At 42.8% G+C, this 13,396-nt stretch carries 14 protein-coding genes; all 14 read right to left on the bottom strand.

All coding sequences use genetic code 11. The features are described 5' to 3' along the window. Positions 1-16: 16 nt before the first annotated feature. The 14 genes from GX654_17415 to GX654_17350 all read right to left on the bottom strand — a co-directional run bounded on the left by GX654_17415 (position 17) and on the right by GX654_17350 (position 12,719). Complete coding sequence (locus GX654_17415; GenBank protein NLD38642.1) at positions 17-1,057, bottom strand: Fic family protein; 1,041 nt, start codon at positions 1,055-1,057, stop codon at positions 17-19. Then, positions 1,020-1,277, bottom strand: a complete 258-nt coding sequence (locus GX654_17410) for a helix-turn-helix transcriptional regulator (protein ID NLD38641.1) — start codon at positions 1,275-1,277, stop codon at positions 1,020-1,022. The genes GX654_17415 and GX654_17410 overlap by 38 nt, the downstream gene beginning before the upstream one ends. Before the next feature lie 137 nt (positions 1,278-1,414). Beyond that, on the bottom strand, positions 1,415-2,281 hold the full coding sequence (locus tag GX654_17405) for a triphosphoribosyl-dephospho-CoA synthase (GenBank protein ID NLD38640.1): 867 nt from the start codon (positions 2,279-2,281) through the stop codon (positions 1,415-1,417). Between the two features lie 122 nt (positions 2,282-2,403). Further along, the gene (locus GX654_17400) at positions 2,404-3,279 is read right to left on the bottom strand and encodes a RimK family alpha-L-glutamate ligase (GenBank protein NLD38639.1); all 876 of its coding nucleotides are present in this window, start codon (positions 3,277-3,279) and stop codon (positions 2,404-2,406) included. After that, positions 3,276-4,238 carry a methenyltetrahydromethanopterin cyclohydrolase gene (locus tag GX654_17395; protein NLD38638.1) on the bottom strand — a complete coding sequence of 321 codons (963 nt, stop codon included), beginning with the start codon at positions 4,236-4,238 and terminating at the stop codon, positions 3,276-3,278. The genes GX654_17400 and GX654_17395 overlap by 4 nt, the downstream gene beginning before the upstream one ends. Positions 4,239-4,299: 61 nt before the next feature. Beyond that, positions 4,300-5,190 carry a formylmethanofuran--tetrahydromethanopterin N-formyltransferase gene (gene fhcD, locus GX654_17390; protein NLD38637.1) on the bottom strand — a complete coding sequence of 297 codons (891 nt, stop codon included), beginning with the start codon at positions 5,188-5,190 and terminating at the stop codon, positions 4,300-4,302. Positions 5,191-5,263: 73 nt separating this feature from the next. Further along, positions 5,264-6,577, bottom strand: a complete 1,314-nt coding sequence (locus tag GX654_17385) for a dihydropteroate synthase (protein ID NLD38636.1) — start codon at positions 6,575-6,577, stop codon at positions 5,264-5,266. Beyond that, positions 6,574-7,749: an ATP-grasp domain-containing protein gene (locus GX654_17380; GenBank protein NLD38635.1), complete on the bottom strand. Its 1,176-nt coding sequence runs from the start codon at positions 7,747-7,749 to the stop codon at positions 6,574-6,576. The genes GX654_17385 and GX654_17380 overlap by 4 nt, the downstream gene beginning before the upstream one ends. Positions 7,750-7,761: 12 nt before the next feature. Next, entirely contained in the window at positions 7,762-8,619 is an 858-nt protein-coding gene (locus GX654_17375) for a methylenetetrahydromethanopterin dehydrogenase (GenBank protein ID NLD38634.1), read from the bottom strand. Between the two features lie 17 nt (positions 8,620-8,636). Continuing rightward, complete coding sequence (locus GX654_17370) at positions 8,637-9,611, bottom strand: hypothetical protein (GenBank protein NLD38633.1); 975 nt, start codon at positions 9,609-9,611, stop codon at positions 8,637-8,639. A gap of 11 nt (positions 9,612-9,622) precedes the next feature. After that, positions 9,623-11,017 (bottom strand): MmgE/PrpD family protein, encoded by a 1,395-nt coding sequence (locus tag GX654_17365; protein NLD38632.1) that lies wholly within the window; start codon positions 11,015-11,017, stop codon positions 9,623-9,625. A gap of 74 nt (positions 11,018-11,091) precedes the next feature. Then, positions 11,092-11,415, bottom strand: coding sequence for a DUF3795 domain-containing protein (locus tag GX654_17360; GenBank protein NLD38631.1), 324 nt, complete (start codon positions 11,413-11,415; stop codon positions 11,092-11,094). Between the two features lie 140 nt (positions 11,416-11,555). Continuing rightward, a complete protein-coding gene (locus GX654_17355; protein ID NLD38630.1) occupies positions 11,556-12,341 on the bottom strand; it encodes a hypothetical protein in 786 nt (261 codons plus the stop codon). 156 nt (positions 12,342-12,497) lie between these two features. Further along, positions 12,498-12,719 carry a hypothetical protein gene (locus GX654_17350; GenBank protein NLD38629.1) on the bottom strand — a complete coding sequence of 74 codons (222 nt, stop codon included), beginning with the start codon at positions 12,717-12,719 and terminating at the stop codon, positions 12,498-12,500. Positions 12,720-13,396 lie beyond the last annotated feature (677 nt).

Here is a 13,396-nt window from a genome sequence, read left to right as displayed (position 1 = left end):
CGAGATTGTCACCAGCCTATTCCTTTAAAATATAGATAAGCTTATTTGTTTCTCCATGAGATTCAAGCAGACCCTTTTCTATCATTATTTTTAGATCCCTCTGTAAGCTGCGTCGGCTAACATTAGGACATAATTCCTCATAATCTTGAATAGTTAATCTGTCATGATGAAGAAGGGTCTCTATAACCTTTCCTTGACGTTCGTTTAAACTATACTTTTTAATAATAACATCTCTTTTAATAACCTGTTCACCCCTGGTTTTCACCTCGATCATCTGGGTCTGTAGGCCTGTAACAAAATATTCAAGCCATCCTGTCATATCCATTTTATTTTCACGGACGCCCTGGATTGTCTTGTAGAAAGTCGGTCGGTCACGATCATAATATTCACTGATAGTAAAAAGGCGTTTGAAATCATAGCCGGTCTTATATAGGTATAGAGTTGAAAGCAATCTCGATGTCCTGCCATTTCCATCAAGGAAGGGGTGAATGTGGACAAGCTGGAACTGAGCAATACCGCTGATCAAAACAGGGTGAATTTCAAGATCCGCGTTGAGCCATTTAACCAGTTGAGACATCATTATTGGTACATCTACTGCAGAAGGCGGGGTATAAATCACTTTACCTGTTACAGAATTAACAACATAATTCTGTACGCGTCTATATGTGCCAGGATCAGCTTTTCCGCCACGAACACCTTGAACCAGTTTTCGGTGAATTTCACGAACCATACCCTCGGTAATCGGGTCTCCACTTTCAAGGCATTCTGAAACAAATTCAAAGGCTGAACGATAATTCAATAATTCTCTTGTATCATCCGGATCTGCTTCGGGAACCTCTTCACCATTCCACAAACGTTCTGCCTGCTCCAGGGTCAACCGTGTGCCCTCAATATGGGTTGTATGATGAGCTTCTTTAATGAGGGCTTTGTTACTCATTACGGTGACCCAATCGTCAGACAACTTTGCTGCCTCTAAAAATCCCCTGGCGCGTTCAATTTGAGTAATAGCCGTTGTTATTTTATTGGTTATTGTATATTTTGGGTGGAACCCGGTCATGAATTACCTCACTTAATTGTAGCCCATTTTCCTTCATATTCTGGCAATATAAATCGAATTGGGCATAGGCAACCTTTGATGGAGATGTTTTCCCATTCTTCCAACGATTTACATTTGCAAAGCAGACTCCAAGTGCGCGAGCGAGATCTTCCTGGCTAAATCCCAGTTTTATTCGCACTTCTTTTATTAAGGTAGAGAATTTTTTATTACTTAATGGCATAAATTTGCCTTTTATTTTTTGTGAGTGGATTTATCAGGCTTCAAGACTATAGCATGTGTTATAACATATTCAATTATTTTTTATATGTCGTTTTTAAATAATTTATTGCACTTTTATAGATAAAGATAGTTCACTATCTATTCTTTTTCGATAAACTTCAAATTATTGTCCATTAAATACACAAACAGAATTGCAGCAATAATATCTGCGGTTGTACCGGGGTTGAAATTGTGGCTAGGTTCCAGCAGAAAGGAGTTGAACCTATTAATTTCCTCATGACCTCTTTCATTGAATACCCCTCCACAATCTAATACCTTCCTGGCGAAGCCGGAAATATCCAATGCTTTATCTATCCCAGCTTTTCTCGCGATGAGCGTATCAGGAACCCATGAAAGAATAACCAGGAATGTTTGGATAATTGCATCTGAAATGGAGGTGCCCTTTTTTATTGTATCCTTGAAAGTTGGGAGGCCGATTCCAAAAATTGTCTGGTAACCACTTACATATTCCCCTGCTATATTGTCTCTGTGACCAGCTTCCTGCATGGCCTCAAGAAGTGTAATACCGGCAGGAGTCTCTGATACATCATACCTGTCAGCCTTTCCAAGTCCTCCTGGATTTGCAAGTCTTATTGCCTCATATGCAAGTTCTGCATCCTTAACGGTAAGAGAATCAAGTACTGAGCGCAGCCTTTCACGAATATCATTCTTATTATCAAGGGCATATGCCTTTGCAAGGGGTGCAAACAGCAGGATGATACCAAGATTAGTATTAACACCGGTAAGCGCCCTTGTATCCTTTACAGCCTGAAGTATGGTTTCGCCCACCGAGGCGTTTGATACATTTCTGAATGCCTTTCCTATGGCAACTGCACTTATTAGAAAATCCTGATATTTAGTATCAGCAAAATCATGGGTAGGTGTGACATTGCCGGGCTTTTCAGCGCTTACTTCAAGCAGACAGGCGAGTTCTGCGGCAAGACCGATTTTATCAGAAATATCCATGTAATTTATATTTACCACCCGTTCGTTACACTCACTAGAGGCACAGAGTTCACAGAGGTTTTATTTGTTATTTATATCTCTGTGCCCTCTGTGTCTCTGTGGTGAAAAGCTTTTTTGGAGCATCATGAGATATATTTTTTAAGCACATAATCCACAATATGCGATGCCGCATTAAAGCCTGTTGCCTTTTCTAGCCCGCGCCAGCCTGGGATTGAATTTACTTCAATCAGGTAATTGTTGCCATCTTCGCCCGGCATAATGTCTACTCCCGCATAATCAGCCTTAAGGACTTCAGCGGCCTTTATGCTTATATCACTGATTACACTATCGGGCATGAAAGGCTCCGCATCAGCCCCGTTAGCAATGTTGCATTTCCAGTCTTTTCCTCTCCTTATCATGGCTGCAGCAACCCTGCCACCAATGACAAATACCCGGTAATCCCTGTTGCCATGCGGAATATATCGCTGGATATAAAAAATGTACTTGCCCATCTCAATGGCCCTGAAAAGCCTGTATGCAGCATCTTTGTCTGTTACCCTCACCATGCCCTTACCTTCGGAACCGAAAAGCGGTTTTACAATCACATCTCTTCTCAGTTCTTCAAATGCTGCGACAGCATCCTCAAACCTTTCTGTGACTATTGTCTCTGGCACCTTGATTCCAAGGTCTTCCATTCGTGTAAGTGTATAGTATTTATCAACACCCCTTTCAATGGTCTCTGCGGAGTTGATTACTCTCACACCCAGATTTTCAAGCCGGTGAAGTGCGTCCATGCGGTATATCACCTGTTCCAGGGAGCCGGAGGGTATGGCCCTTACAAGGAGGACATCAAATCCCTCAAGTGAATTTTCCGAGGATGAAAGATATTTGCCTGTACCGACAGATGCGGTCAGCGATGAAATTGGGAAACAGGGCACCTCAATATTTTTATTCCTGAATGCTGATTGGAGGGCACTGGTGTACCATGTATCTTTTTTGCCCAGTATAGCTATCTTCATGAGAAGAGCCCCTGTTTCAATAGTGCAGAATTAACTCTTCCTGCCCTGAATGTCTTTCCGGTCTTTGTATCATTAATTGAAACTTCAGCCGGACTGAAGAGCAGGGGGTCTATTTTGTAGAAATCAAAGTCATATCTCTTGAAAAGATCATAAAAGGGTGTGCCGTAATCAGCAGATGCTGATGAGGGGAGTTCATCTATCACTTTTTCGATTGGCTCTGCTCCACAGTTTGCGGTGTACCATGCCTTTCCGCCAAAAAGTACTGCATCGTTTGTCCTCCCAATGGCCTTAAGGTCATTTTCTGCGATCGGTGCAACAGGACACACCCCAAAACCTGATGTGATGCATGTTATATCAAAACCTGTTTCTACCATTTTATGCAAGCCGGTCTCCACCACCCTGGCTGCTATCTGGATTGAACCCACAAGGCTCGCTGTTGGCGCTGTAAGAAGGATAATCTTTTCAGGTGATACATTACATTTTCCTGCAATCCACATGGCTACTTCATCACCGGGTAATTTACTGTTTTCAAGTAGAATGACAGCGCAATCACTCTCCTCTTTTATCTTTAACCTTTGAAGCAGCTCTTCCTTACAATAGATCGCCCTTGCAGGGCCTGAACCCATGGCCTGATAGGGTTTCTTACCTTCCCTTTCCACCTTGATAAACCATCCGGCATATTGTGAACCCATACAGGCTAGTACTGGATTATTAACCGATACCTTAACGCCCGGAATAGTAAAATCATCATAAATCAACTCACAGAACTCTACACTCGCAAGCCCGCTCATGCATATCTCGCTGTAGAGTTTTCCTGCCTCATATGATCCTGTAACATTGATACCTGCATCTATTACTGTGGCACCACATTTGAGTTTTTCAACTGCTATATTAAGGGCGTCAGCATCTGCGGCCATCTGGGTTGCGAGTTTGTATGCCCTGTTGTTCATTGTAATCATATATTAATGTCTCCATATGTTATTGCTAAAGTCTTTCACCGTAAACCAAAGACCTTATACCTTAAACCGTTTTTAAAATTTCCCTCAAATGAAAATGGTATTGCCCCAGTTTCCCGCCATAGTTGCCTGCTGAAATTTTTATAACCCCTGGCATACATGCCTTTAATATCCCTCTCTTCGTGGCCTCCTTAATAGAATCTTCACTCAGGCCATCAATTACTATTTCAAGCACCGCATTTACCCCTTCAGGGATGCAGGTTTCTACCCTTGAGCGGATTGTCGGGCAATAGGGGGTGTTAACAGATACATGCTGTCCTTTATATCTTGATCCCACCTTGCTCCCGCTTCTTACAATACCACCGGGAAATGGCATTATCACCCCCGGCACCTTTTTCATCTCTTCTATGGAGGCTTCAGCAGCAGTGAGAGCAGAGGACAAATCTTTGGCGAGGATAAAGAAGTTGCCGCCCCCAATTGCGCTTGCTAAGGAATAGCTTTCTTCAAGGAGAAATTCGCCATCCATCACAGGCACACGCCAGAACCTGCGACCATTAATCAGTTTGCTGCTTTGAAATCCGTCCCCAAAAAACCTGAGTATCCCACCTGTCTTTATTCGTTTATCAGAGGCAAGGTCATTAAAACATGCAGAGGTGGGGGATGTCATTATGCATTGGCCTATGCGGTTCATAAGCTGCTTTTCCATATCCTTTGTAGACATGGTAAAAAAGAGGACCCTTACGCCCGGACGGCCATCAGGGGTATCTTCTGGAGATAGTAAAGTATCAATCCCTGCCTCGCAGCCGCAGCCTATTATGGATGTTGCAAAACCTGTTGCGGTCTGCGCCGCTGTCATGGCCCACTTTTCATTTAAAGCGGTTACAATAATCCCCACAGCCTTCATGCCGAATGCCTCTGCAAAGGTATCTTCTATTTCTACATTATTTATTTTCATGGTCCTTTTTTCCCTTGTTCCATCATGGGGGCACGCTGCAGCGTGCCCCTACAACCCCCTTGTGCCTTGGGCCTTATTTACTCCCCCACCTGAGGGATTCTTCCTGCACATACTTCTTACCAAGCCTTATTGCCAGAGCTGCTCGTTCAAGTTCTTTGCCCAGATAAAAGGCATGCCTTGAATCCATAATCTTTAAACTGTTAAATATCTCCTGCGGATCAGTACCGCTCCAAAAGATATCACGGTTAAACAGGTATATTTTATTATTGCCGGTAAATATCCTGAAATTTTTGTCCTCGATCTCCTTTTGCATGCTTTTAAGTTCCTCTTCAGCATACACGTCAAAAGGCGGGTCTTTAAGCATTACCAGGTCATAGTTAATCCTTTTTGGCGGCATATGATTTTCATATGCGTAATGCATTAACCTTCTTGCCCTGTCAAGCTCCTTTACTGAGCCCTTTGCCCAGCTTATTACCTCTGTTGTGAGCACATAATTGATATCAAGCTCAGTTGCAACACCTGCCATCAGGGCATTAATGCCACCACTGTCTGCGTCGGTTAGTTCGGTCAGGTTGCCAAGCCCCATCATTATCTCTTTATCAGGGAAATCCTTCCTCAGCCTTATATACCTTTCAATGGATTGAGTAAACCCCATGCAAAGAGGATCAATTATAGTGTCTATTATATACTCTTTTCCTGTAGCATCCAGTTTTGTAATATTCTCATACAGGGAATCGAGCCCTTTTCCAAAGTCAGGTATTACAACAACCTTTGCATTTACCTGTTGTGCAATATCAATGTTAACCGAGTTGACACTTAAAATAAAATCAGCGCCGGCCCTGTCTGCCTTTAAGATTGTATCCTTATCAAATGAGTCTATGCTGACCTTAAAGCCTGAATCTTTGAGAGCTCTGACCTTTCTTTCAACATCCCTGAATTCACCCTTTGAAGGGCCGCCAAGATCAATAATATCTGCCCCTGAATCCCTGAAATATTCTGCTCTCTTTATGACGTCATTAATAGAAAGGCTGTATGCATCAGTAATCTCTGCGATTATTTTAAGTTTGTGTGCGCCAAACCCTTGAAGCTCTTTATTTTCACCGAAGAACAGGGGGAGGTCTTTAAGGTCTTTTGGCCCCCTTTGAGCCGGGATGCCGGTTTTATTTTCAATCAGGGAAAGCTCGCCTTCGGATAAACCTGGTATGATTATCATCTCATACTTCAGACCACAATCAAGGTGGGTTGCTATCCATTCTGTGTTCATAAATGCAGCGACAGTACAATTGAGCACGAAAATATCATACTGGAAATCAAGGTTCAGTTTCCCAAGACATTTTTCAAGGGCCTTTGCTGCGAGCCTGCCGGTTATGAACAGATATTTCTTCATGTAGCCTTTCTTATCCCGGTATCAGTTTGTAAATCACCTGTCTCAAGTCTTATCCTTTCTGCTATCGCAAAAAGATTTGACCTGCATTCATTATAGCCTGACCCATCCACCAGTATAGTGCACACTGGATGTCCCTTTTGTATCATATCCCCTTCAAATGGTATATCCCTTATGCCCCGCCTTTTCCAGTTTGCAGTTTCTTTTATCTTTATATCGTTCCGGGCGAAAAGGATACCTTTTGCGGAAAATCGGGTGTTATGTTTATCTTTCAGCGTAAAGTCAGGGAGCTTACCATGAAGGGAGTTGATATGAATGGAGTATATGTTGAGGCCATAGAAATTTTCAACAAGTTCCATCGAGGCTGTATATCGAGGATTGATTTCGAGTATGTATGGCGTTAACCTCCCTTTTTTATCTCTCTTTATGACAAAATCAATACCGCATGCACCTTTCAGATTGAAATGCCCTGTAATTAAAGAGGTTATATTTTTCATCTGATCTATTATGTAATGGCTCTCTTTTTCATCAAAAGGAAGGGGCAGGATGTTTCCGCACCATGTGAAGTCCGTTGCGCCAAGTTCATCAAGTCCAATAAGTTGAGTGGATAACCCTATCAATACACTTTTGCATCCATCACCAATAAAACATGCTGAGGCAGGGGTTCCTTCAATATATCTCTGGATGATCTGATTTGTGGATAGTTCCTCACCTTCCCACACCTTTATCCGCGACCCTCCACCGCTGTTTGTGGGTTTAAGGAGCCAGCCACGCTTGTCTGTCACCCTCTCTTCCTCACTGGGAAGCAGAGTTTCCGGGAAAAGGATATGGTTTTCTGTCATGAACTTTCTTAACACCTTCCAGTCGCGCACCTTTCTCAGGGTGTCCGGGGTATTTCCAAGTATTTCTGCCCTGGCTGACAATTTTTTTATTAGTTCTGGAAAATTTTCAAAGTTTGATATGTAGACCACAGAATCAAATTCAAACTGATCGGATGCCTTTATGAGGTTTTCTGCCCTGAATGGCAGGTTAAAGTCCCTTAGGAGTGAAAAATTTCCAACAACCTGTTTTTGATCGTGATCGCCAAAGTAATCGATAGTGAAAACGTCATGGGCCGATTTTACTGCTGATTCAGCAATAGCCCTTGTGCTTACACCTGTGATAAGTGTTTTCATTGTATCAGTTTATCAGTTCAATCTGCTGGCAACCCTGTATATCCCTTCTGCATCAAGAACAAGGTCATTCTGTTCAAAAAGATTCGAGACACATTCCCTGTGCACCTTCATTTTCAAGGCACCTATTCCAAGGGCGCCAAAAATTATTTTTCCATCCTTTTCCTTTGCAGACCAGTGGGATTTTGTTCCCTCTATGCCTAAAGGTGGAACTGCATTCACATCAGCCATAACCTTGATTGCCGGAAACTTTTTCCAGCCTGCTTCGAATAGCATGGGGGTTCCTGCTGCACCGCATGACATAACCGCATAGCTGTCACTTATGATATATTCAGTTTCCTCCTCCCCGTTTACAATAGCGGGCGTTACCTTTACATTAAAACGATTTTCTATAATACCGCAGGTGTCCTTCAGCCTGTCATGTTTTCTTGATGTTACAGTGACTATGGCCCCCTCTTTTGCAAAAAGCGCTGCTGCCCTCATGCCTACAGGGCCGGTGCCTCCAAGCACAGTTACCTTTTTACCCCTTATGCTTCCGCATGATAGTATTTTTCTTACAGCAGCAGCAGCCGTTGTATTGCATCCGTTTGCATCCATCATTACAGAGACCCTTGTTGTCCCGAAAAAACTCTCCACAGCCTCCTTCAGCAGTATCTCTCCCACAGACACATTTGACCCGCCTATAAAGATGGCGCTGTTTTTAAGGTCTGATTCTCCCCTTGTAAACATTGCTCCATAGACTATATCGCGCACCTCACCGGGGAGCACCCCGCCATATGGAATTATCTGATCAACCCCTGAATCAAGCGCTGTAATGGTGTCAAAGGAGCTTGGTATTTTATTGCTGTCAATCTGGATCAACACTTTTTTCATGGTATGCCTCCGATTAATTATGGAATGATCTCTATCCGGGCGCCTCTGTTACGTGCCTGTGTAATAATGACATCACTAGTGATATTTTTCCTCTCTAAAAAATCTTTCATCCTTTCGGAAAGTTTTGCAGCCTCATTTTTATGGACAAGACCATATACAGCAGGGCCCCATGAGCTCTGGCCCGCACCGGCTGCGCCTGATTCTATCATATGCCTGATTATCGTGTAGGATGATTTTTCAGAATAGATACCCCCCTGTACAGGTTTAAAAAAGGTACCGGTCCTTATATCTATCTCCGATACTGCGTCCCCGAATTTTTCAATGTCCTCTTCAACAAGGGCGGGTAACAACTGCATCATTACAAGCCTGCATATCTCTTCAGAGATCTTTCTTGACGGGCTTACATAGCCCATTGCCTCCTTTTCCTGTTCACCGGAGAGTCCTACCTTTTTTTCAGGGATCACAAGCACAAAATGCCATGATGATGGGAAGTTATATCTCATTACGGCCTTTGGAGGTTCAGTGCACTGTTTTTTACCGCTGACTATTGTTTTTCCACCATCAATAATGAATCCCCCTTTTTCAAAGGCGGTGATCCCTATGCCTGATCGCAGCCCCCTGCCTGCCATACGGGCAAGGTCATGATTATTTTCAGAGATATTGCATATCCTTGTCAATGCAGTAGCAAGGGCGAGCCCCATCTGTGAGCCTGAGCCAAGACCTTTGTGCTCAGGGATATGTTTTTGCAGGCTTATAATGCCCCGTGGAGAGCTCTTAAAATGTTCAGAGAAGGCATTAAGAAATGATGATATCCTTTTTCTGGACTGATCATCCATGTCACCTATTATAAGATCATCCTGCTCTTCAATAGTGAGTTGTGTCTGGGGGGCCTTAACTGTTACACCGATACTCCCGTATAATCTTCCCAGATCACCGTTCAGATCAAGAAAGCCCAGGTGGAGCCGGGCCGATGTGGTAACCTTTACCTTCATATCTCCTCTGATCAGGTTAAGAGGTTTATAACCTCATTAATGTTTTCAAGTTCTTCAAGTCTGTCCAGTAGCGATATCAGTTTTTTACCTTTTAATGAATCGATCTTTTTAGAAAACTCCAGGTTCGATAAAAATTTATTAAAGATATCATCCTTTGTAAGGGGATTGCCAAGCGGGTCTCCCTTTGGGGATTCTATGAGCTTTTCATACTGTTCGCCCGAGTTCATTGTCACCCTGATTTTGGCGCATAAAAGTTCCCTTTCAACACCGGGCAGTTGTTCAAGCCGGATTTTTTTCATAAAATTAATGGCCTCAGGGGAGTGTACGTATCTTCTTTCAAAGTGTTCGGGCTTTATAGATTTATTCATGAGCACAGTTGCCATGTGATATTTGTAATTGAATGCAGAACCAGCATGGGGGAAATCACCTACGTCAAGTGGCTGGGAAAGAAAGCTGTTCAGGCCGGATCGAGAGACATAGAGCACTGCCTCCTTTATCTTTCTGTAATCCAGGTTATAATGATTAGCGAGATACAGGGCACAGTCAACTGCCGCATGGCTTACAGCGCAGCAGGGGTATAGTTTGAAGTGGGCGTCACAATAATATTTTTTACCAAGCTCTTTAGTTAATATCTCCGGGTTGCCGCACCCGCCCGCAAAAAGGTTAAAATATCCGAGCTTACCAAACAGCGGGTCATCCGGGCCTGCCCACCCTGCCTTTGCAAGCTCTGCCGAGATAATCCCATTTCTGGAGGATAAACCCTGAAGTAGTTTAAAGGCTGGGACACCATCCCAAATATTCTGCATGGAGCCTGACATCTGGTTGAATACAAGGCCCAGGCTATTTTTAATCTGCTTAGCAGTAAGGCCCATGATTCTGGCTGCTATTGCAGCGGCCCCAAAGCTGTTTGTGGTGCCAACGCTGTCCCATCCTGGCGGCAGGCCCCCTGTGCTTTCTGCTGCGATGATCCTGGCGGTAAGGTTGTCTCCGGAAATGAGGGCGGTTAATAGTTCTTTACCGGAGATACCATGGGTTTCAGCCATTGTGACAGCGGTTATTACAGTAGTGCCGCTTATGTGGGCGGGGTATGACCTTCCATCAACCAGCGGACCGAGTGATTCAAAATCAAATGAGCGGGCCATTACGCTGTTAACGAGTGCGGCATTATGGGCAACAGTCTTATTGCCATGTATCAGGATGCTGGCCTCAGGCTTTCCGCCCCACTCCCTGATAAGATTAACAAGTTCGGGGTTGCATTCCGCGTCTGCCCCGGCAGTCGCACACCCAAGCACATCAATTACTCGGCATTTTGCATTTTCAATAACTGCCTCATCTATGTCATTAAACCGGGTGTCAGTAACATTCCGGCAAAGCGCATCAGTAATATCTATATTTTGAAAAGCCATTGACAATCTCCAGAGGTATAAATTAAGCCCGATTCTTAATTAACATGATCATAGTGTCAAGCTGTAAATTTATATCACCGCAATTTCTCAAGAGCCTTGCCAACCACGGGTGCTTTATCGATAAAATTATCAAGTGTTTCACACCGGTACTGACTGCATCCGGCACAGTGGGGTGTATTCTTTTCAATGTTGCATTTGCGTAAAGGGCATTCCGCTGTAAAATAAAATTTAGCCCCTTCGGCCTTACAGCCTGTGCAGTTTATCTGGGCAGGCTTAATGTCTGAATTATAGTTTTCACTCCATTTTAAAGCGACTTTAGCCCTCAGGGTATCATCATTTTCCTTTGTTGCCTGAAAGCATTCGCATTTAGCGCAGTTCATCCCGCAATAAGCAGTCATGTTTTCCACCTCACACATTTTTTTATAACCTCCTTTTTGATGTGTTACCCTCGTTATCACGCTCTTGTGGTACCGATCTCTCTGACGCTACACGTCAAGTTTTACACTTTGCACATATTGAATATTTCTACCATTGATATCTAGACAGGATAACTAAACTTGAAAATGGTACCGTCCGCCTTTGATGTTGAAAAATCTACCTTCCCGCCAAGAAATTTTTCGCCGAATAGCTTCATTGAAAATGTCCCTGTTCCCCTCCCGTCCTGTTCTTTTGTGCTGAAGTTGCGTTGAAAAATCCTGTTTGCTATCTTCTGAGGTATTTCCTGAGAGTTGTGCACATAAAAAGAGATAAAATTCCCCTCATCAACAATCAGTTCACTGGTTCCCATCAATATGGTCAAAAGGTTGTTTGTATCATGGAAAAAGGTCCTCTCCAGTGCAGCTCTCTGCTGCTGGTTTGTAATATCCTGTAAAAATAATAAAATAAATCTCTTCGAACCTATCATGATCGGGTGAGATTTAACAAGAAGGGCTATATCTATTATCTTACCATCTCTATTAGCTGATAAGGCGCATATCCTCTGTTCCGAAATATTTTGCCCGAGGCTTGATACGATTGCAATGGCAGCGCCACAAGTGGAGCAATACTTTGTTGTGCCACACCCTGAGGGTCCATCGTCAGAGTAGACACACTGCAAAACCCTGCCCGGTCGTAACCCGAGAATTTCCCTTTGATCATCAATCCCGACCAATTTTAGAAACGAGTCATTCACAGCAAGAATTTGCCTGTTTTCATCCAGGATGGCCAGAATGCCGCTGATTGAATGGAGCAGGCCTGTCATTACAGGGTCATTACTGACAATGCCAATTTCATGAGAAAGCTCTTTATCATCAGTCATTTCCGGTGACGCAAAGTATGTGTCCATAAATTACTCCGTATGTGTGATGTTGCTTATAGAAGTTACATCTATTTTATCCAGTAATATCCTGCTATTAAAATTGATTTTTCTTGATTAATGACTGTGATTGGCAGATAAGGCATTGCTATATCCCCTGGTCTTGTAATGGTAAAGGGGTAGTTTTCAACCAGCATAATAAATGTGCACCAAGTTTTCGTCAATTATTATATTGAAAGCTTTTCCAATGTCATTAAATGGGGGAGTGCCTTCAATGATGTCAGGAAGATTTGTTGTTGACCAGATACATGCCATTTGTTTTGATTTTGGAGGACTCTTATAACGCCTTTTATATTTCATAAAAATCTGGAAAAGCTTTTCATAGATTTCTTTTTTTGAATAGTTCATTATCTATTTTACTTTCTATTATTGATGCTAACTGCGGGGTTCATGTTATTAACCGGTCTAGAACCGGTCAAAAAATGGTTATATATAGCCATTTTTAATTTTCGTGTTTGCCCTTCATGTTCCATTATTTATTTTGCTGCCATCTTAAAACCAGTATATAAGCAGCAGCCAAATTCCCCGATATAGGATTTCTACCTTTTCATCAAAAAACATATCCACATGAGTTAAGGCTTTTTTAAAATAAAATTCAAAAAACGTGATACAAAAATAGAAAAATACAGCTTAATTAAAAACCTGAAGAATTGAAAGGCATAAACCATATCCAAAAATTGCTGTCAAAAGATAATATTAGTCGGCCTTACTCCTGATACGACTCCCCGTCCAATGCCACTCTCGCAAGGGTACGGGTTAATAATGCCTGTCTATGGGCTATCTGATTAATCCATACACCACATACGGGCAGACACACAGGTCTGCCCCTACAAGTATCCCCTATACCCTTCGCTATGAGCCTTTAGCCTTTTGTCTACAGACTATAGCCTAAAGCCTGCTGCTATGATAAAAATCAACAAATTAGCACAGACTTTCTTATTTTTAAAAATTAAATATTCATATTCCCTCTGATGCTGATGCCAAGGACGCTTTGCTAGAGTCCCCGGCCGAAAGACAGCATTCTA

Source organism: Desulfatiglans sp. (genome assembly GCA_012513605.1).
Taxonomy (GTDB): Bacteria; Desulfobacterota; DSM-4660; order Desulfatiglandales; family HGW-15; genus JAAZBV01.
Note: the sequence above shows the minus strand (reverse complement) of the source record. Positions and strands in the feature narration are given on the sequence as shown.